Genomic DNA, 19,407 nt, shown 5'->3' with positions numbered 1-19,407 from the left:
ACGGGTGACGGTGGCGCTCCCCCCATCCGCGCCTTGATCGCCATGCAAAAAAAGACCCCGCCTGGGCGGGGTCTTTTTTTATCTTTTCTGCCTAGCGGGCAAGCGCTTGTCAGTGCTCGCGGGTCTGGCGGAACTGGACGTCAGGGTGACGCTCCTGGGCCAGGCGCAGGTTGACCATGGTCGGCGCGATGTAGGTGAGGTTGTCACCGCCATCAAGGGCCAGGTTGACCTCGTTCTTGCGCTTGAACTCCTCGAACTTCTTGACGTCTGTCCCTTCCACCCAGCGGGCGGTGGAGACGTTGACCGCCTCGTACAGCGCTTCAACGTTGTATTCGCTCTTGAGGCGCGATACCACCACGTCGAACTGCAGCACACCGACCGCACCAACGATCAGATCGTTGCTGATGAGCGGACGGAACACCTGCACCGCGCCCTCTTCGGAGAGCTGCACCAGCCCCTTGAGCAGCTGCTTCTGCTTGAGCGGATCGCGCAGGCGGATGCGGCGGAACAGTTCCGGCGCGAAGTTCGGGATGCCGGTGAACTTGAGATCTTCACCCTGGGTGAAGGTGTCGCCGATCTGGATGGTGCCGTGGTTGTGCAGACCAATGATGTCACCGGCGAAGGCGTCTTCGGCCTGCTCGCGGTCACCGGCCATGAAGGTCACGGCGTCGGAGATGTTCACGTCCTTGCCGATGCGCACGTGGCGCATCTTCATGCCCTTGGAGTAGGTGCCTGACACGATGCGCATAAAGGCGATGCGGTCGCGGTGTTTCGGGTCCATGTTCGCCTGGATCTTGAACACGAAGCCGGAGAACTTCTCCTCGGTGGCGGCCACTTCACGGCTCTCGGCCTTGCGCGGCATGGGCGACGGTGCCCAGTCGGTGAGGCCGTCCAGCATGTGGTCAACACCGAAGTTACCCAGTGCAGTACCGAAGAAGACCGGGGTCATCTCGCCGGCAATGAAGGCATCGTGATCGAACTCGGGAGAGGCGCCCTGCACCAGCTCCAGCTCGCCGCGCAGCTGGGCAGCCAGATCTTCGCCGATGGCGGCATCCAGCTCGGGGTTGTTCAACCCCTTGACCACCCGCTTCTCCTGGATGGTGTGGCCCTGACCGCTCTGATACAGATAGGTTTCGTCCTTGTAGAGGTGGTAGACACCCTTGAAGGATTTGCCACAGCCGATGGGCCAGGTGATGGGGGCGCACATGATGTTGAGCTCGCGCTCCACCTCGTCCATCACCTCCATCGGATCGCGCACTTCGCGGTCCAGCTTGTTCATGAAGGTGAGGATGGGGGTGTCGCGCAGCCGGGTCACTTCCATCAGCTTGCGGGTCCGGTCTTCAACACCCTTGGCGGCGTCGATGACCATCAGACAGCAGTCGACCGCCGTCAGGGTACGGTAGGTATCTTCGGAGAAGTCCTCGTGACCCGGGGTATCGAGCAGGTTGACCAGGCAATCGGCATAGGGGAACTGCATCACCGAGGTAGTGATGGAGATACCACGCTGCTTCTCCATCTCCATCCAGTCGGATTTGGCGTGCTGGCCCGAGCCACGGCCCTTGACGGTACCGGCGCGCTGAATGGCCTGTCCGAACAGCAGGACTTTTTCGGTGATGGTGGTTTTACCCGCATCCGGGTGCGAGATGATCGCAAAAGTGCGTCTCTTGGAGACTTCACTCAGAAATTCAGCTGACATAATTCAACGTTCTTCTATTGGGCGGCGGCCTTAAGCCACCGTGGGATAATTCCGGAGTGCCGCATTGACTCACGGTCCGGCATGGATACGCAACGAGCCACACCAAGCTGGCATCAGACCAACCGGTGGAGAGAGGAAGAGGGTTGCGTTACATGGGTCTTCTCACCTGAGCCAAAGCAAAATTGCGCGACATTATACCCGCGCGAGTGAAAAATACCCAGCCCGGCTTTGCAGACGAGCAGGGCGGCCTGTCCCCCCTACTCGGCCCGCATCACCTGGTTGCGGCCCGCCTGCTTGGCCCGGTACATGGCCTCGTCGGCCCGCTGCACCAGATCGCCGAAGCTCTCGTCGAGCGGGCTGTACTGGGCACAGCCAATGCTGACGTGCACCGGCTGCCCCTCCGGCATCCCGTCGATGCGCAGCTGGGCGACCCGATGGCGGATCCGCTCCGCCACCTCGACCGCCTCGTCGAGGCAGGTGTCGGGCAGCAGCACCAGAAACTCCTCGCCACCGTTGCGCCCTACCCGATCGAGGGAGCGCAGCTGGGCGGCGACGCAGCTGGCCACCTCGGCCAGCACCTTGTCCCCCATGTGGTGGCCCAGGGTATCGTTGACCTGCTTGAAGTGATCGATGTCGAGCTGCAGCACCGACAAGGTCCGGCCATGCTCTCGCGCCTGCTTGAACCAGGCCTGCCCCTTGGCCTGGATCTGGCGGCGGTTGTGCAGCCCGGTCAGGTCGTCGGTCATGGCGAGCCGGCGCATCTTGCGGGAACGGTTGAACTGATGCAGCGCCAGCATGCCCATCACCAGCAGCAACAAAATGACCACCGCATATTGCCAGTGGCGCCGCTCCTGCAGCTGCTTGAGCTTGGCCTCCTGCAGCAGCTGCTTGGTCTTGAGGGCCTGGTTCTCCAGCTCCTTGCGGGCCAGATCGAACTCGAAGCGCATCTGCAACGAGCGCTGCTCCCTGAGCACCCGCTCCAGAGAGTGCTTGGTCTCGACGTACTTTTTGAGGCTGGCCAGCGCCCCGTTGATCTGCCCCTGCTGCTCCAGGATCCTGGCCCGTACCTCGTAGACCCGCGCCAGGAAGCGCTGGTTCTTCTCCTTGACGAAGATGGGCTCGGCCTGGGCCAGGTAGTAGAGCGCCTTGGTCGGGTTGCTCTGCGCCGCCTCCGCCATGCCCATCACCAGTTGCCAGTGGCCCAGGGTCACGCTGTCGGAGCTCTCGCCACTGCGCAGGATGGTATCCGCCTGCTGCAGCTTGCTCACCGCTTCGGTCACCTTGTTCTGGTTGAGCAGGATGGTGGCGATCTCGATCTGGATCCAGGCCAGCAGCCCCTCCTTCTGCTGGGAGCGATAGAGCTGCTCGGCCTGGATCATCAACGGCAGGGCCCGTTCATACTCCCCCATCTCGGCATAAAGCAGCCCCTGCTGGGAGCGGATGTCCACCAGCCGCTCCTGATCCCCCAGGGTGCCGTAATCGTGCTCCAGCTCCTTGAAATAACCCTCGGCCCGCTCGTAGAGCCCCATCCGCCGATAGGCGTTGGCGATCTGGGCCAGCACCTCCCGCGCCTTGCCATCCTGCCCGAGCGACTCGAAGCGCTTGTGCGCCTCGATAAGTTCCATCAGCCCCTCCGCCAGCTCCCCCTGGTAGGCGTACATGTCGCCACGAAAGCTGAGGATGTCGGCCTCCTGCAGCCGATCGCCGAGCCGGCGGGCCAGCACCAGCGCCTGCTGATAGTCGGCCTTGGCCTGGTCCATGTTGCCAAGCAGCTGCTGGTGAAAACCGCGACAGGTGAGCAGGCCGGTCTCGGTGATCCTGTCCTTGCGGGCCCGGGCGATGGCCAGCTGCTGATCGGCAAAGGCCACCACGGCGCGATACTCGCTGTCCCACTCGGCGGGCATGGCCCAGCACTGCAGGCGCACGATGCGCCCCTGCACGTCGAGGGGATACTCATCCTTGCTCGCCACCAGCGCGGCGATGCGCAGCCGGAATATGCGGTCGGGCTGGAAGCCCTCTTCCAGCAGCTGCAGCTCGCGGGAGAGCTGGGGTTCGGTCAGCGGGGCCCGGGCCGCCCAGGCGAGGGGCGTGCACAATCCCGTCAGCAGGATCAGGGTCATGATGCGTTTCATGCCGGTTCGGTTTCCCCTCTGGTGGTGCAGCTAGGCAGGTGTGTTCACTATGACCATCATATCCTGCCTTGTTCAAGCACACAGCCACCAGGGAGAAAGAGAGAAAATCAGCCAGATCTGGCGGGCTCTCACACTGACCCCTCGTGCCTCTTTACAGATGGAAAATCAGCATCGACTATAAGCGCCATCCACTACAGGGAAGCGCGGGTTGATGACATACCAGGAGCTGCAGGCGGCCTACGACAAGCTGCTGCAGGAGAACGAACGGCTCAAGCGGGTCGCCGAAGATGCACGGGAGAAGCTGGAGGCCGCCATGGACGGCACCGGCCTGTGCATCTGGCAGAACCATGTGCCCACCGGCAAGCTCATCATCTTCAACCGCCGCTGGGGCGCCATGCTCGGCTACCAGCCCAAGGAGCTGTCGGCCCACTTCGACGTCTGGCGCGAGCACCTGCACCCGGAAGACAGGGAGCGGGTACTGCAGGCCTTCTTCGATCACCTGAGCGGCAAGAGCCCGTTTTATCAGGTGATGCACCGGATGATCGCCAAGGATGGCAAGACCACCTGGGTACTGGACCGGGGCCGGGTGGTGGAGCGGGACGCACAGGGCAATCCCATCCGGGTGATGGGCACCCACATCGACATCACCCACGAGAAGGAGTACGAGCAGCAGCTGGCCCAGCTCGCCCACCGGGATCCCCTCACCGGCCTGCTCAACCGCACCGCGCTGCAGCGCCAGTTCCCGCAGGAGTACCAGGCGATCTGCTTCATCGATCTCGACGACTTCAAGCAGGTCAACGACAACCTGGGCCACCGTGCCGGCGACGAGCTGCTGATCGCCCTCACCCGCCGGCTGCGCGACTGCTGCGAGGAGGGGGTGAAGATAGGCCGGCTCGGCGGCGACGAATTCGTGCTGCTGCTGCCCTGGAGCAGCGACGATCCCCGCACCAGCCACCTGGCCCGCCAGTGCATCAACGCCATCTCCACCCCGTTCGAGCTGCCCAACGGCGACGCCTCGGTGGGATTGAGCATGGGGATTGCGGCGATCCGGCCGCAGGATGATTTCAGCACGGCGCTGGCCCGCGCCGACCAGGCCATGTATCGGGTCAAGCGCAGCGGCAAACGGGGCTTTTACGTCTCCCAGCCGAGCGGCCAGCCGCTGCTGGATCAGGAGCAGGTCAACGAACGGGGGCTCGGTCACCAGCCTCGCTGCTGACGGCCCGACTCAGCTGCGCTGCCAGCGCCGCAGCAGGCGCCCGCGCAGGCCGCAATCAAGCAGCCAGCTGTTGTCGAACACCCGCAGCAGCGCCGGTTTGGCGTGGCGGGACATGGCCACCGCGTGAAAGCGGGTCTGCTGCTTGCGCTGGCGGTTCATCCGCTCCAGCAGGCTGTGGGGCAGGCTCTGGGCGATGAAGTCGGAGACCACCAGCACATCCGCCTTGGCAAAGGCGGGGTCATCCAGCTTGATCAGGGCCTTCTCGAGGCAGGGCACCAGATCGGTGCCGCCGTGAAAACTCATGGAGAGGAAGCGCTCCGCCTTGTCGAGCCCGGTGTCGGCGGTGATCTCCAGGGTCGCCACCTCGGTGGAGAAGAGCATCAGGTAGCAGCCCCGCTTCTCGTCCATCGCCACCTTGAGCAGCGCCAGAAACAGCGCCTTGGCGCACTCCTCCGGGTATCCCCCCATGGAGCCCGAAGTGTCGATGCAGACGATGAAGGGCCCCCGCTGCTGCAGCTGCCGCCCGCCGAGTTCCGGGGTGCGCAGCATGATGCGCTGACGCGGCAGGGTGCCGCGCGACTGGTAACTGAGCAGACGCCGCTCCAGATAGCGGCGGTAGAACTCCAGTTCCAGCTCAGGCAGCGCCAGCATCACCGCCTCGCTCGGCAACAGTCGCATCAGATCGCTGGCCGGGTGAATGCCCACCAGATCGTCCGGCACATCGTCGGTCTGCACCTCCTCCAGCTCGTGCACCTGTACCGGCGGCACCGGCGAATCGTTGGCCCGGTTGTCCTGCTGGCTGCGCCCCAGCAGGTTGGCGATCTCCGCCAACAATGGCTCGCGCTGCAGCATGCGGGCATACTGCTTGACCAGCACCAGGCTGCGCTTGTGCCAGCTGCCCTGTGCCAGATCCCACAGCCCGCCGGCGGAGATCTGGTTGGGATCGAGCGCATCGGCCAGGGTACGGCTCGCCAGCAGCTGATCTTCTATCTCCTGGCGCTGCTTCTCCCGCTCCGCCTCGGCGATCTGCTGCTGCAGCTGCAGCAGGCTGCCCACCAGGCTGGTGCGCCACTTCTCGATCAGCAGCTGGCGCTGGCTGTCGGTGGGGTGGGCCATCAGCTGGCGCACCAGGCTGCGCGCCTCGCCGGCGAAGGGACTGTACTGCTCCAGCCCGTCCAGCAGCGCCGGCAGGCGCCCCATCAGCTCGGCCAGCGGCAACCCCTTGTGGGCCTGATAGAGACGATACTCCTGCTCCAGCGCCACCGGCACCGGCTTGTGGCGCATCTCCTCCCCCAGCTGTTCGCTCCAGCGGCGGATCCGCTTTTGCAACAATCTGCCCTGCAACGGGGAGCGCTTGATGAACTCGGAGATCTTGGGGGTGGAGGCCAGCAAGAGCGCCATCTCGCCCGCCAGCTCCCCCTCGCCGATGAGCAGCCCCAAATCCATCATGCCGATCTCAAGCATGGTCACCTCCGCCGATCAGGCTCACCACCGCCCCTCTCGCGCTCGCCATGGCTCAGGCGTCCAGCTGCGGCAGCCGGTCGTGCCAGTGGCTGAGGTCGGCGCGCAGCTGGTCCAGATCCCGGTTCAGCACGAAGAAGCTGTCCTCCACCTGCCGCAGCCAGTGGCGACCGATGAAGAGGTGCTGCTGATGGCGCTCGAACAGGTTGCGCTGGCGCTTGAGCTCCTGCGCCAGCACGCCAGCTTCTGCCAGCAGCCCGGTCAGGGCGGCCTGCCAGGGGGCGATCACCACCTCGGGGATGGGGTTGCGCTCTACCAGCACCAGAGGGATCTGCTGGCGCTGCAAGTCCAGCACGTGCAGGCGCAGTTCGTCGTCCAGCACCAGCTCGTAGTGGCCCTCCTTGGGGTTGCCGAGCGGCCAGCCCACCAGCGCCTCGCCGGTGGGGTGCCAGTGGGAGAGCAGGGTGCGGTCGAACACCAGCGTCTCCACCAGCCGCTCCGGATCGTCGCCATCCAGCGCCGCCGGGGTGAGCAGGTGGAAGTGCGCCAGTTTGCCGAACGGGCGGGCGTTGGCCAGCGGGATCTGGATGCCGCGGGCGCGGCGCCCGAACCACTGCTGGCGCTTTCTGGCCTTGCAGCACAGGCGCTGGGCCACGCTCTGTTTGAGCTGCTTGAACTGCTCCCGCAGCCCCATCAGCTGACGGGTCATGGCCAGCTGCTGATAGCCGTAGAGGCGGGAGAACTCGGTCATCATCTCCAGCAGGGCAGTGCGCGAGGCCTCGTCATGCCAGAGGCAATCCTTGAACAGCAGCAGATCGAGCGGGGCTACCTCGTCGCGGCCATTGAAAAAGGCGCTCGCCTTGATGAGCCTGACGGCCTTTTTCCAGCGCCGATCCGACACGTAGCAGCTGTGGGCCAGCTGGCTGTCGAGCTGCTGGCGCAGCTGATAGATGAGCTCGAAGCAGTCGTCCGGCAAACGGATCCGGTCGATCTGCTCCTGCCACTCCAGGTACTCCTCGCCGTGGATCTGCACCGAGGGCGGCAGATTCTGGTGGGATTGGCCGTCGCTGGCCAGCATGGCCTGGAAGTTGGCCTTCTCCTGCACCCGGTCCATCCAGATCCGCACCAGCATGCGGTCGTAGAGTGCCTCCAGCCCGCTGTCGGGGGCCGGCAGCTCGTTGGAGGCGGTCACCAGCAGCCGCATGGGGATGGGATGCTGGCTGTCGCCGTTGCGAAACTGCCGCTCGTTGATGGCGGTGAGCAGGGTGTTGAGGATGGCGGGGCCTGCCTTCCAGATCTCGTCGAGGAACACCACCTCGGCCTCCGGCAGGTAGCCGGCGGTGAGTCGCAGATACTTGCCATCCTCCTTCAGCGCCTGAATGGAGAGGGGGCCGAACACCTCCTCCGGCGTGCTGAAACGGGTCATCAGGTATTCGAAGTGGCGGGCATCGAAGAAGGCCAGCTTGAGGCGCCGCGCGATCAGGCTCTTGGCGATGCCAGGCGGGCCCAGCAGAAACACGCTCTCGCCGCACAGGGCCGCCAGCAGGCCGAGCCGCAGGGCATCCTGGCGCTCGTAAAGCCCCTCGCCGAGGGCCGACAGCAGGCGTGGCAGGCGCTCGTGAATGGGGGCGAGACGAAGATTCTGTGATGCTAAAGGTGGCATAGGCACACTTCCGATACTGGGGTTGTCTGGAACCGGCACACCCGCGACGCGATCGAAGGTTCCCTGTTCTGCTTGTTGGATTGTCGGGAGGCAGCCTGTGGCTCGCTCCGGCCGGTTGCCGAGCGCCGGGCTGCCTCACCTGGCTAAAACATACCGCAAAAGATGCAGCAAAACGCGTTCGAGTGTACCCTGCGCAGAGCTTTTTTCATCAATGCAGATCAAGACTGAGTCATCGTCCATGCAAGATCCAGTGCAGCTGACCACGGCGCGGGAGCCCACCTCCGCGCAACCTGACCAGGCATCCGGTCGCCTGCGGCAACACCTGCTGGCCAGGATGGGCATCCCGAGCTGGCAACTGCGCCGGCCGGCCCTGCTGGCGGGCCATCAGGTTGCGCCCGCGCCGGCCAATGAGATCCCGGCAAGCGAGCAGGAGGCTCCCCCCGCCTCGGCCGTGCCGAGCGAGCCGCCAAGCGGCAAGCTCTGGATCCTGGCGAGCCGGCTGCCCGCCCCCGGCCTGCTGGCGGATCTCTGCCAGCTGCTCGGCATCGGCAGCGACGAGGTCAGCCTGCTGAGCAGCCTGCCCGTTGGCCACACCCCGCCCCTGCTCTGGCTGGAGGCGGCCGATCCCGCCTGGCCAGAGGCTCTGATCTGTCCGCTCGCGCCCACCCCCGCCCAGAAACGGGCGCTGTGGCAGCAGCTCAAGGGGCGCCTCGGCTGAGTGCCGGGCCCCACCCTCTCTTCGTTCAGCCGCCCCGACCCGGAGCCACCATGGTGCAATTTCGTCCCCTGCTCGAAACCGACTTCGAGCTCATCTACCCCATCGAACAGGCTGCCCACAAGGAGCCCTGGAGCCAGGCCAACCTGCTCTCCTGCTTCGGGCCGCGCTACCTCAACGGCCTGCTGCTGGTCGACGGCCAGCCTGCTGGTTTCTACATCTCGGATCTGGTGGCGGGCGACAGCTCGCTGATGAACATCTGCGTGCACCCCGACTTTCAGGGCAAGGGGCTGGGGCGGGTGCTGCTCAGGGAGTACCTCACCCGCAGCAAGGCCAACAAGGCCGAGGCCTGGTTCCTCGAGGTGCGGGCCGGCAACAGCACCGCCATCAGCCTCTACGAGAGCGAGGGGTTTGCCGAGTACTGCCGGCGCGCCGACTACTACGGCATCGGCCAGGATCGGGAAGATGCCGTGCTGATGTCCCGCCTGTTCGACTTCGGCTAGGCCGCCGCGCTGCATCTGCGGCACTACATCTGCAGCACTACAGCAACGGCGCGTTGTCGAGGGCCGGATCCTGCAGGCTCTGAGTGGTGTGCAGCACCGCCTCGAACCCGGCGGCGGAGAGCGGCATGAAGAAGCCGCGCTGCCAGGTCACCCCGGGCATCCAGATCTGCTGGATATCCACCACTATCTTGATGGGCTTGAGCGGCTCACCCGGCTGCTGCACATAGATGCCGGGCGGGGTCGCCACCTGCGGGAAGCGGCGCAATATGTGCTCGCTGCCATCCCCCGCATCCGGGTTGAGGCGCACCTTGACCAGCCGGGCCAGCACCGGCGCCATCTCCGCTGACTGCCACAGGCTGGTATCCAGCAGCTTGCAACGCCGGCATTTGGCGCGCTCGATCACGTAGAGCAGCGGATAACCCTTGTGCAGAGCCAGCTGCTGCGCCTGCGCATAGCCCTCGGCGCCGCTCAGCCAGGGGTTGTCCTCCTCGCTCCCCGTGCCTCCCAGCGTAAACCAGAGGCCACCGGCTCCCGCCAATAACAGCAATACCCCGGTCACCACCCCCTTGATGCCGACACTCATTGTTCACCCTCCCTGAATGGCTCCGCATGTCAGCCCCCATCATGCCTCAAGCTCACCCTAATTGACGACTTTGTGATCCAAGACAAATGGCGAACACTTGTAAGCTGTAATCTTAGAGTTTAAACTCCAGCGCGATTTTTCAGTGCCCCTTAGGGCGTACAACTGTTACTTGAGGATGTCTGACTGATGCCGAAACACCACCTGGTTCGACTGATGCGGGAGCGTATCGCCCGGCTTGGCAACAAGGCCGCCCTGCGCGTACAACAGGATGGCCAGTGGCGTGCCATCGGCTGGCGTACTCTGGGACAGGCCATGGACTACTGTGCCCAGGCGCTGATCCGCGCTGGCCACCAGCCCACCGAGATGGTCGGCATCTATGCCCGCAACATGCCGGAGTGGACCCAGGCCGATCTCGGCATCCTGGCCGCCCGCGGCGTCAGCGTTCCCATCTACCCCACCAGCACGCTCGATCAGCTGCGCTACATCGTCAAAGATGCCGGCATCAAGGTGCTGTTCGTCGGCGAACAGCCTCAGTTCGACCAGGCGCTGCAGCTCGTTGAAAGCGGCGAGATCCGCCAGCTGGTCGCCCTCGACGGCAGCGTCAACCTGCGCGGCTGCCCGCAGGCAAGCCACTTCCAGACGTTTCTGGTCTCCGGCAATCACCAGCCCAGCGAGCAGGTGCTGCGCGAGCGCGAGAGCCAGTACCGGATGGACGACCTGCTGACCCTGATCTACACCTCCGGCACCACGGGTGAACCCAAGGGGGTCATGCTCGATTTCGCCAACATCGCCGCCTGCTTCGAGATGCACAACAGCCGTCTCGATCTGAACGAGCAGGATGTGTCGCTCTGCATGCTGCCGCTCAGCCACGTGTTCGAGCGCGCCTGGAGCTACTACGTGCTCTATTGCGGCGCCGAGAACGTCTACATCCGCGATCCGCAGAAGGTGATGGATGTGATTGGCGACGTGCAACCGACCGTGATGTGCGCCGTGCCGCGCCTCTACGAGAAGGCCTACGCCATGATCCAGGCCAAAGTGGCCCAGGCGCCGCGCCTGCGTCAGGCTCTGTTCGGCTGGGCCACCAAAGTGGGCAAGCAGATGGTCGCCACCCGTCAGGCGGGCAAAACCGCTTCCCCCCTGCTCTACGGCCAGCTCTGGCTCGCCGAGCGGCTGGTGTTTCGCAAGCTGCGCGCCCGCTTTGGCGGCCGCACCCGCTTCCTGCCGGTGGCCGGCGCCCGCCTCGCCGACGAGGTGAACTTCTTCTTCCAGGCCATGGGGCTCAACCTCAAGTACGGCTACGGCATGACCGAGACCACCGCCACCGTCTGCTGCTACGAAGACAGCCAGTTCAAGCTGGGCTCCATCGGCACGGCGCTCTGCGGCATCGAGGTGAAACTGGGTGAGAACAACGAACTGCTGGTGCGCTCCCCGACCGTGATGCGCGGCTACTACAACAAGCCGGAAGCGACCGCCGAGGTGATGACCGAGGATGGTTTCCTGCGTACCGGCGATGCCGGCGAACTCGACAGCGAAGGCAACATCTACTTCACCGAGCGCCTCAAGGAGCTGATGAAGACCTCCAACGGCAAGTACGTGGCCCCGCAACTGGTGGAAGGCACCATCGGCAAGGATCGCTTCATCGAGCAGATCGCCATCGTCGCCGATGCCCGCCACTTCGTGTCGGCACTGATCGTGCCCTGCTTCGAATCGCTGGAAGAGTACGCCCGCTCCATCAACCTGCAGTACCAGTGCAAGACCGAGCTGCTGCGCCACTCCAAGGTGGTGGAGTTCTTCGAGGCTCGCATCCAGGATCTGCAAAAAGAGCTGGCCAAGTTCGAGCAGGTGAAGAAGTTCACCCTGCTGCCGAGCGCCTTCTCCATGGAGCTGGGGGAACTCACCCCCACCATGAAGCTGCGCCGCAAGATCATCGAGTCCAAGTACCAGAGCGAAATCGAGGCGATGTACAGCCATGTCTGAGTACAACCACGTCTGATACCGCTCGGGTTCAGGGAAATAAAAAAGCCGCTTCAAGAGCGGCTTTTTGCTGTTTGTCCGTTGCTTACGGCAGCTTGACCAAGGGTTGCTCGCGCAGTTCGGTAGGACGACCAGCCTGGATCTGTTCCACGCTGGCCAGCGCCTGCTTCACTTCGTCGGCGTTCTGCAGCAGGCGGTAGGTCAGATCGAAGGTCTTGGTCTCCCCCGGCTGGATTTTGGGGACCAGTCCCAGCGGACGCTGGTACTTGGTGCTATAGGCATAGCTGGTGCCGGGTTCGATGCCGGTCACATAACCCTGAGCCCGGGTGTCGGTGTTCTTCCACAGGGTCAGTACCGGCAACTGCCTGGTGTTGTAACCCACCGCCACCCCGGCGCTGCCTGCCCGGTTGTTCAGCACAGCCAGGGTGTTGCCCTCGGCGTCGCTGTAGGGCACCAGGTTGAACACCATCTCGTCGAAGCCCTTGGTCGGCCCCAGATAGGTTTGCCAGCTCTTCAGCCCCCCCTTGGCGTAGTCGTTGAACGGGGAGATCTGCTTCACCGGGGTGCTGACGCGCGCGCCCTCCTCCAGGATGGGGGCCCCGAAGTTGCCGTGGTAGATGATCTGGTACTCGTTCTCGTAGTCGGCGTGGTTGGTCAGCTTGTCCTGCAGGGCAAACTCCGCCTGACCGGGCACGACGCTGAGCTGGGTCCAGGTGACCAGCTCGCTCATCTTGAAGGTGCGCTCGTCCACCCGGCCCAGCACGTGAATGGCATAGGGTGGCTCCTCGTCTATGGTCACGCTGACCACGGAGGCCGGAATGTTCTGCACCCGGCCATGCAGACTCTTGAGGCGGCCGTCGTCATCTACTCCCGGGTGACCGGTCCACTCGTAGCCACAGCGCACCAGCATCTCGTTGAAGCCATCGAGCCAGCCGAGCCCGGCGCGGCTCTCCAGATCGATGAAGGCCGGATTGACCACCTCCTTGACCGGCGAATCCCAGCCGAGGCGCAGATCGGCGGCTCTGACCTCCTTGATCCCCATGCCGCGGGTCGGTATCAGGGTTATCTTCATCACCCCGTTGTCGACAATCAGCAGGTCCACCCCCTCCTGACGCCCGCCATGCAGCCGTTTCTTCTCGATGCTGAACGGTGCCGGACTCTTGATCCCCAGCTTGTCGCTGGTGATCTTCCAGTCCCCCACATCCAGCCCCTGCTGGGAGTCGGTCAGCAGGAATTCGGCAGCCTGGCCCGAGCTGGCACCCAGCGCGAACAGTACGGCAATGGAAAGTCTCTTCAACATGGATTTATCCTCGTGTCTCTTCTTTTTGTGAAAGCTGAATCGTTTCAGTGATCGAGAAATTAGGTGGCAAGTCCATCAGACTCAAGCTGCAAAAGAGAAAAATGTGAGCCGATTGACAATAAAACCGCCCATCGCGCTGCTGAAGTGAAGGCTGACTCACAGTTATTTTCGGGCCCGTGACGGCCGACCGCCCACTGGAGAGCGCGAATAAAAAAGCCGCTCCGAAGAGCGGCTTGCAGCAGAAGTGGCTCCCGTCAGGCCGGGGTCTTGCTGGTCCCGAAGTAGTCGGCCAGGAAGTCGTCGAACGACAGGCTGTCGCTGCGCTCGCGTTCCCGCTGCTTGGCCAGCGAGTCGCGTGCCTCGCCGGCAAAGTAGGCTTCATCCCAGTACTGCAGCTCACCGGCCAGCATCTCTTCCCGATAGCGGCTGGCCAGCTCGTCGCCGAAGCAGCCGTTGTCCTGGCCGCTCTCCAGCAACTGCTTGAGCAGGCGGGCGGAGTAGGTGAGCTCGGGGTTGAGCAGCTTCTCGCGGTGCATCGCCAGGGTCTCGCGGTAGCGATTGCGACCGCAGCAGCGGTCCAGCAGCGCGGCGACCTCGGCCAGCTCGTCGAACAGCTTGAGGCCGTACTCCCTCAGGCCGATGGCATGACCCTGCTCGTCTTCCAGCTCGAGGCCGGGACGACGCCCCTCCAGCACCACCTTGGTCTGGTTGCGGCGATTGCGGGCAATCTCCTCGTCGCCCAGCACCGGGGACGGGCGCAGCAGGCACCAGACCAGGAACAGGTCGAAGAAGCGGATCTGATCCACCTCGATGCCGTACGGGGTGAAGGGGTTCACGTCCACGGTGCGCAGCTCGATGTATTCGATGCCGCGCTGCTCCAGCGCATCCGACGGCTTCTCGCCGCTGCGCGGGGTGCGCTTGGGCCGGATCGGAGCGTACAGCTCGTTCTCCAGCTGCAGCACGTTGTCGTTGAGCTGACGGTACTCGCCGTTCACCTTGACGCCGATCTTGGCGAAGTCGGGATCATGGGTGTTGATGGCGCGACGCAGGCTGCTGACATAGGCCGGCAGGCTATCGTGGCTGATCTTGAGCCCCGCCTGGGCGCTGTTGGTGTAGCCCAGATCCGACAGCCGCAGGGCGGTGGCATAGGGCAGGTAGAGGGTGCCCTTGCCGGTCTTCTGGAACGGCAGATTGCTCTTGCGCCCTTTGAGGAAGGAGTCGCAGATGGCCGGCGAGGCACCGAACAGATAGGGCACCAGCCAGCCGAAGCGGTAGACGTTGCGGATCAGCCCCATGTACTTGTCGGAGATGAAGCGCTGGCTGCAGCACCCCTCACACACCAGTTCCTGCCACTCGCACCAGAAGCTGTCCGGCATGGAGAAGTTGAAGTGCACCCCGGCGATCACCTGCATCAGGCTGCCGTAGCGGTTCTTCAGCCCCTGCCGGTAGAGGGTCTTCATCCGGCCGATGTTGGAGCTGCCGTACTGAGCCAGCCGGATGTTCTCCTCGTCGCCGACGAAGCAGGGCATGGAGAGCGGCCAGATCCGTTCATCTCCGAGATGGTGGATGGTGTGACGGTGGATGTCGCCAAGCTGTTCCATCAGGCTGTCGATGGAGTCGGTGGCCGGCGTGATGAACTCCAGCAGGCTCTCCGAGTAGTCGGTGGTGATGTTGGCATGGGTCAGCGCCGAGCCCAGACTGCGGGGGTGATCGGTCTGGGCCAGGGTTCCTTCCGGGGTGATGCGCAGACATTCACGTTCGATCCCGCGCCGGATCCCCTTGAGGGCGGTCAGCCGTTCCGGCGAACCCAGGGCGGTCAACAACTCGGTGAGTGACAAGCTTGTCGTAGTCATATTCACAGCTCATGTGTGGCCGCCCCACAGGGGGGCGGCGCTCTTTATTATGTAGCGCCCTCAGGGCAGCTGCAGCGGATAGATGGGAAGATGAAGCTCCTTCAAGGGTTTTTCAAGCTTTTGCTTGTCCCCCACCACCACAATCACCATCTCGGCCGGGTCAAGCCAGCGTGCCGCACTGGCCTTGAGCGTCTCGGCCGACACCGTCTTGATCAGGTTGTTCTGGGCCTGCACATAGTCCGGCTTCAGGTCGTACATGATCATCTGCAGCAGGAAGCCCGCCTTCTGGCCCAGAGTTTCGTAGGAGAGCGCATCCTGCTGGGAGACGGCGCTGCGCATGTAGGCGAGCTCCACCGGAGTCGGCCCGTTCTTGCGGTAGTTGTCCATCTCCTTGAGGAACTGGCGGATGGCATCCACGGTCGCATCGGCCCGCACGTTGGCACCGGTGGCGAAGGTACCCGCCTCCCGGTTGGCGGAGAAGCCCGAGCTGGCACCATAGGTGTAGCCCTTGTCTTCGCGCAGGTTGAGGTTGATGCGGCTATTGAAGTTGCCGCCCAGGTTGAAGTTCATCAACCCGGCGGTGAAGTAGTCACCCGTGGTATCGAACGGCATGGCGCGGCGGCCGATGCGGATCACCGACTGGGGCGCCCCCGGCTTGTCCACCAGATAGATGCCCGGCTTGGCCTGCTCGCCCGCCGGCTTGAGGCTGCCCAGAGAGGGCTCGGCCCCCTTCCACTGGGTCAGGAAGGCAAGTTGATCCTCCACCTGGGCCTGGGTCACGTCACCCACCACCACCACCTTGGCGTTGGTCGGGTTGTAGTAGTTCTGGTAGAAGCGCTTCACGTCCGCCAGGGTCAGCTTCTCGACATCGGCCAGCACGCCGTCACCCGGCTGACCGAGGCGGTTCTGCTTGCCGTAGACCAGCTCGCGGAATGCCTGACCGGCCAGCCACTCCGGCTGCTGCTCGCTCTGCTTCATCCCTTGCAGCATCTGCGCCTTGACCCGCTCGAAGTCGGCTTCGCGCATGCCGGGCCGCTCGAAAACCTCGCGTACCAGCGCCAGGGTCTGCGGCAGCTTGTCGGTCAGGCTGCTGATGGTGACCAGATTGTTGTACTGGGCGCTGGAGACGCTGACGCTGGAGCCGAGCTTTTGCAGCTCGTCGCTGAGCTGGGCCTCGGTCAGGCGCACCGAGCCCTGCCCCATCATGCTGGCGGTGAGGCTGGCCAGCCCCAGCTCGCCCTTGCCCTCGGCCCGCATGCCGCCCGGCAGGGCGACCATGATGGAGACGGCGGGAATTTCGTCGCTCTGGGTGCCGATGATCTCGATCCCCTTGTCGAGCTTGCCGTGCCAGATGGCCGGCACCTTGACGCTCACCGCATCGGCCGCCTTGGGCTGCACGCTGCGATCAAAGTCGTCTTTCACCGGTCGCTCGGCCAGCACCTGATCATGCTTGGCATAGTCCGGCAGCTCGCGTTTGGCCGGGGTGAAGTTGGGTTTGGCGGCCTGCCAGTCGCTCTTGCCCTTGGGCACCACGCTCAGTACCACCGCCGGCTTGTTCAGGATGAACTTGTCGTAGGCGGTCTTGACCTGCTCCGGGGTCACCTTGCCGATGGCATCCAGGCTCTTGAACACATAGTTGGGATCCTGGGCGAACACCTGACCCATGGCGAGCTGGCTCACCTTGCCGGAGACGCTGTCCAGACCCCAGATGGCCGAGGCGCGATAGCTGTTGATCGCCTTCTCCAGATCCTCCGGCTTGAGGCCGCGACCGGCGAACTCGCCGATCACCTTGTCCACCTCGCTCTTGAGGGCCTTCAGGCTGCCGTCCACCGCCGGGTTGGGATAGGCGTAGACGGTCAGAGTACAGGCCAGCTCCTCGCAGTAGTGGGAGGCGCCCGCATCAATCGCCTTGCCGCTCTTGACCAGCGACTGGTAGAGCATGGAGCTGGCGCTGCCGCCCAGCACATCGGCAAACATGTCGAGCGCCGGCTCCTGCGGATCGCCGAGCGACACGGTCGGGTAGCTGATGTAGAGCAGCGGCAGATGCACCTTGTCCTCAAGCGTCACATAACGGGTCTCGGGCAGGGTGACAGGCGCAGGGGTCGGCTCGGCCACGTCCGGGCCGCGCGGGATGGAGCCGAAATACTGCTCAATCCAGGCCAGCGCCTGCTTGGTGTCGAAGTCGCCGCCCAGGGTCAGGGTGGCGTTGTTGGGACCGTACCAGCGCAGGAAGAACTGCTTGAGGTCGTTGACGTCGACCCGGTCCAGATCCTCCACATAGCCGATGGGCTGCCAGGAGTAGGGGTGGGTGCGCGGGTAGAGCGCCTCGCCCACCTTCTCGCTCACCAGGCCGTAAGGCTGGTTGTCGATGCGCTGGGCCCGCTCGTTCTTGACGGTGGCGCGCTGGATCTCGAACTTCTTCTGGCTCACTGCATCGAGCAAAAAGCCCATGCGGTCGGCCTCCAGCCACAGCACCTTCTCCAGCTGGTTGGCCGGCACGGTCTCGTAGTAGTTGGTGCGATCCTTGTTGGTGGTGCCGTTCATGTCACCGCCAGCTTCGTTGATGATCCGCATGTGCTCCTGATCCCCCACATGCTTGGAGCCCTGGAACATCATGTGCTCGAAGAAGTGGGCGAAACCGGACTTGCCCACCTGCTCGCGGGCCGAGCCCACGTGGTAGGTGACGTCCAGGTGCACCAGGGGATCGGATTTGTCGGGCGCCAGAATGACGGTCAGGCCGTTGTCCAGCTTGTACATCTGGTAGGGAATGCCGAGCTTGCCCTCTTCCTTGACCTGTTCCGACACCAGGGTGGGTGCCGCCAGCACGGGCAGGGAGAAGCCCAGAAGCATGCTTAATGGAATGAGTTTGTTCACGGTTACCTCGTGAGTGAAGCTAGAAGATCTGCCTGGCCAGCATAAAGACCAGGGCATAACGCAACAATTTGCCGAGCCCGATGAGAATGAGAGAGCGCCAGAAGGAGAGACGCAGCCAGCCGGCCAGCAGACAGAGACCATCGCCGATCACCGGCGTCCAGGCCAGCAGCAGACACCAGTGGCCATGTTGTTTGAGCCAGCCGAGGGCTTTTTGTTCCCCACGGCCTTGAAAATCTTCCGGTTTTTTCTTGAAGGTGGCGAGCCAGCCGAGCCACCAGGTGGTCATGGAGCCGAGGGTATTGCCCAGCGTCGCCCACAGCAGCAGGCTGGCCATGCTCCATTCCCCCTTGGTCGCCATGGCCCCCAGCAGCACTTCCGAGCTGCCGGGCAGCAGGGTGGCGGAGGTAAAGGCGCTCAGAAACAGCCAGCCGAGCCCCAGCTCGGTGATGCCATTCATCCAGCCAGACCGTCCGCGGCGGGCATGCGCAGCAACAGCTTGCCACGCACGTGGCCCTGCTCGATGGCCTGATGGGCCAGCGCCCCCTCGGCCAAGGCATACTCCCCGGCGACCGTGACCTGAACCTCGCCCTGACGCAGCAGGGTCAGCATCTGGCTCAGCTGCTGGCGGTCAGGGTGTACCAGCATGCCGAGCACCTCGATGGCGCTGCCGGCCGCGGCATCCTTGATCTGCTGGGCGCTGATGGTGGGCACAGTCACCAGCCGGCCACCGGGCTTGACGCAGGCAAGCGCCGCTTTGCCGCTCTCGCCACCCACCAGATCCAGCACCAGTTCGACCTGACCGCCGGCCACCACCTGGGCGACCCAGTCTGCGTCATGGTAATCCACCATCCGACTGGCCCCCAGCCCGTGCAGGAAGCTGTGGTTGTCGCGACTCGCCGTCGCCACTACCTCAGCGCCATAGGCGCTGGCAAGCTGCACCGCCAGGTGGCCGACACCGCCGGCACCGGCCAGGATCAGCACCCGTTGCCCCGCCTTGAGGGCGCCGTGTTCAAACAGCCCCTGCCAGGCGGTGAGGCCCGCCAGCGGCAGCGCCGCCCCCTGTCTAAGGCCAATATCCTCCAGCCTGACCAGCTCCTCCTCGCGCGCCACCACGGACTCGCCGTAGCCGCCGGCCGCGAGGGGAAAGCCCACCATGCCGCACACTCGATCCCCCTCGGCCAGCGCGGTGACGCCGGGGCCTATCTTCTCCACCACCCCGGCCACGTCATAGCCCGGCGTCCAGGGCAGCTTGTCCTTGTTCTGGGCCGCCGCCCAGCCGAGGCCTGCCCGGGTCTTGGCATCGATGGGGTTGACCCCCGCAAAGCAGATGCGCACCCGCACTTCGCCGTCGGCTGGCACCTTGTCCAGGGAAGGGTTGAGCCGAAGTACCGAGGGGTCGCCGAATGCGGTAATCTGTAGCTGCGTCATTGCACAATC

14 protein-coding genes are annotated in these 19,407 nt (G+C 64.3%); 4 read left to right on the top strand and 10 right to left on the bottom strand.

Annotated elements, in window-relative coordinates; all coding sequences use genetic code 11:
• Positions 1–109: 109 nt before the first annotated feature.
• A complete protein-coding gene (prfC, locus tag E5E97_RS08120; protein WP_085946238.1) occupies positions 110–1,699 on the bottom strand; it encodes a peptide chain release factor 3 in 1,590 nt (529 codons plus the stop codon).
• Between the two features lie 254 nt (positions 1,700–1,953).
• The gene (locus tag E5E97_RS08115; RefSeq protein WP_171281209.1) at positions 1,954–3,816 is read right to left on the bottom strand and encodes a GGDEF domain-containing protein; all 1,863 of its coding nucleotides are present in this window, start codon (positions 3,814–3,816) and stop codon (positions 1,954–1,956) included.
• A 223-nt stretch (positions 3,817–4,039) separates the two neighbouring features.
• Between E5E97_RS08115 and E5E97_RS08110 the strand changes: the two genes are divergently transcribed.
• Positions 4,040–5,044 (top strand): sensor domain-containing diguanylate cyclase, encoded by a 1,005-nt coding sequence (locus tag E5E97_RS08110; protein ID WP_171281208.1) that lies wholly within the window; start codon positions 4,040–4,042, stop codon positions 5,042–5,044.
• A 9-nt stretch (positions 5,045–5,053) separates the two neighbouring features.
• On the opposite strand, the gene viaA is transcribed toward E5E97_RS08110, so the two are convergent.
• Positions 5,054–6,508, bottom strand: a complete 1,455-nt coding sequence (viaA, locus tag E5E97_RS08105) for an ATPase RavA stimulator ViaA (protein WP_171280135.1) — start codon at positions 6,506–6,508, stop codon at positions 5,054–5,056.
• Positions 6,509–6,560: 52 nt separating this feature from the next.
• Complete coding sequence (locus E5E97_RS08100) at positions 6,561–8,168, bottom strand: ATPase RavA domain-containing protein (RefSeq protein WP_171280134.1); 1,608 nt, start codon at positions 8,166–8,168, stop codon at positions 6,561–6,563.
• A 238-nt stretch (positions 8,169–8,406) separates the two neighbouring features.
• Between E5E97_RS08100 and E5E97_RS08095 the strand changes: the two genes are divergently transcribed.
• The gene (locus E5E97_RS08095; RefSeq protein WP_171280133.1) at positions 8,407–8,886 is read left to right on the top strand and encodes a DNA polymerase III subunit psi; all 480 of its coding nucleotides are present in this window, start codon (positions 8,407–8,409) and stop codon (positions 8,884–8,886) included.
• Between the two features lie 50 nt (positions 8,887–8,936).
• A complete protein-coding gene (rimI, locus tag E5E97_RS08090) occupies positions 8,937–9,386 on the top strand; it encodes a ribosomal protein S18-alanine N-acetyltransferase (RefSeq protein ID WP_171280132.1) in 450 nt (149 codons plus the stop codon).
• A 37-nt stretch (positions 9,387–9,423) separates the two neighbouring features.
• On the opposite strand, the gene E5E97_RS08085 is transcribed toward rimI, so the two are convergent.
• The gene (locus tag E5E97_RS08085) at positions 9,424–9,969 is read right to left on the bottom strand and encodes a hypothetical protein (RefSeq protein WP_171280131.1); all 546 of its coding nucleotides are present in this window, start codon (positions 9,967–9,969) and stop codon (positions 9,424–9,426) included.
• Positions 9,970–10,155: 186 nt separating this feature from the next.
• Here E5E97_RS08085 and E5E97_RS08080 point away from each other — a divergent pair, with 186 nt between their 5' ends.
• Entirely contained in the window at positions 10,156–11,946 is a 1,791-nt protein-coding gene (locus E5E97_RS08080) for a long-chain fatty acid--CoA ligase (RefSeq protein WP_171280130.1), read from the top strand.
• An 82-nt stretch (positions 11,947–12,028) separates the two neighbouring features.
• On the opposite strand, the gene E5E97_RS08075 is transcribed toward E5E97_RS08080, so the two are convergent.
• From E5E97_RS08075 to E5E97_RS08055, 5 genes are all read right to left on the bottom strand, one after another.
• Positions 12,029–13,243 (bottom strand): aldose 1-epimerase family protein, encoded by a 1,215-nt coding sequence (locus tag E5E97_RS08075; RefSeq protein WP_103827799.1) that lies wholly within the window; start codon positions 13,241–13,243, stop codon positions 12,029–12,031.
• A 254-nt stretch (positions 13,244–13,497) separates the two neighbouring features.
• Positions 13,498–15,096, bottom strand: coding sequence for a glutamate--cysteine ligase (gene gshA, locus E5E97_RS08070; protein WP_171280129.1), 1,599 nt, complete (start codon positions 15,094–15,096; stop codon positions 13,498–13,500).
• A 60-nt stretch (positions 15,097–15,156) separates the two neighbouring features.
• On the bottom strand, positions 15,157–17,970 hold the full coding sequence (locus tag E5E97_RS08065) for a pitrilysin family protein (protein ID WP_171280128.1): 2,814 nt from the start codon (positions 17,968–17,970) through the stop codon (positions 15,157–15,159).
• A gap of 19 nt (positions 17,971–17,989) precedes the next feature.
• The gene (locus E5E97_RS08060) at positions 17,990–18,427 is read right to left on the bottom strand and encodes a YqaA family protein (protein ID WP_171280127.1); all 438 of its coding nucleotides are present in this window, start codon (positions 18,425–18,427) and stop codon (positions 17,990–17,992) included.
• Positions 18,424–19,398, bottom strand: coding sequence for an NADP-dependent oxidoreductase (locus tag E5E97_RS08055; protein WP_171280126.1), 975 nt, complete (start codon positions 19,396–19,398; stop codon positions 18,424–18,426). The genes E5E97_RS08060 and E5E97_RS08055 overlap by 4 nt, the downstream gene beginning before the upstream one ends.
• Between the last annotated feature and the right edge of the window lie 9 nt (positions 19,399–19,407).

The organism is Aeromonas sp. 2692-1, from assembly GCF_013085505.1.
GTDB classification, from domain to species: Bacteria; Pseudomonadota; Gammaproteobacteria; order Enterobacterales; family Aeromonadaceae; genus Aeromonas; species Aeromonas hydrophila.
The sequence above is the reverse complement of the archived record's forward strand: the minus strand, read 5'-3'. Positions and strand labels throughout refer to the sequence as shown.

Coding starts and splice junctions, on each gene's coding strand:
- E5E97_RS08075 (WP_103827799.1), bottom strand. CDS start 13,243: ATGTTGAAGAGACTTTCCATTGCCGTACTGTTCGCGCTGGGTGCCAGC.
- E5E97_RS08055 (WP_171280126.1), bottom strand. CDS start 19,398: ATGACGCAGCTACAGATTACCGCATTCGGCGACCCCTCGGTACTTCGG.
- E5E97_RS08095 (WP_171280133.1), top strand. CDS start 8,407: ATGCAAGATCCAGTGCAGCTGACCACGGCGCGGGAGCCCACCTCCGCG.
- E5E97_RS08110 (WP_171281208.1), top strand. CDS start 4,040: ATGACATACCAGGAGCTGCAGGCGGCCTACGACAAGCTGCTGCAGGAG.
- rimI (WP_171280132.1), top strand. CDS start 8,937: ATGGTGCAATTTCGTCCCCTGCTCGAAACCGACTTCGAGCTCATCTAC.
- E5E97_RS08080 (WP_171280130.1), top strand. CDS start 10,156: ATGCCGAAACACCACCTGGTTCGACTGATGCGGGAGCGTATCGCCCGG.
- gshA (WP_171280129.1), bottom strand. CDS start 15,096: ATGACTACGACAAGCTTGTCACTCACCGAGTTGTTGACCGCCCTGGGT.
- E5E97_RS08060 (WP_171280127.1), bottom strand. CDS start 18,427: ATGAATGGCATCACCGAGCTGGGGCTCGGCTGGCTGTTTCTGAGCGCC.
- E5E97_RS08100 (WP_171280134.1), bottom strand. CDS start 8,168: ATGCCACCTTTAGCATCACAGAATCTTCGTCTCGCCCCCATTCACGAG.
- E5E97_RS08085 (WP_171280131.1), bottom strand. CDS start 9,969: ATGAGTGTCGGCATCAAGGGGGTGGTGACCGGGGTATTGCTGTTATTG.
- viaA (WP_171280135.1), bottom strand. CDS start 6,508: ATGCTTGAGATCGGCATGATGGATTTGGGGCTGCTCATCGGCGAGGGG.
- E5E97_RS08115 (WP_171281209.1), bottom strand. CDS start 3,816: ATGACCCTGATCCTGCTGACGGGATTGTGCACGCCCCTCGCCTGGGCG.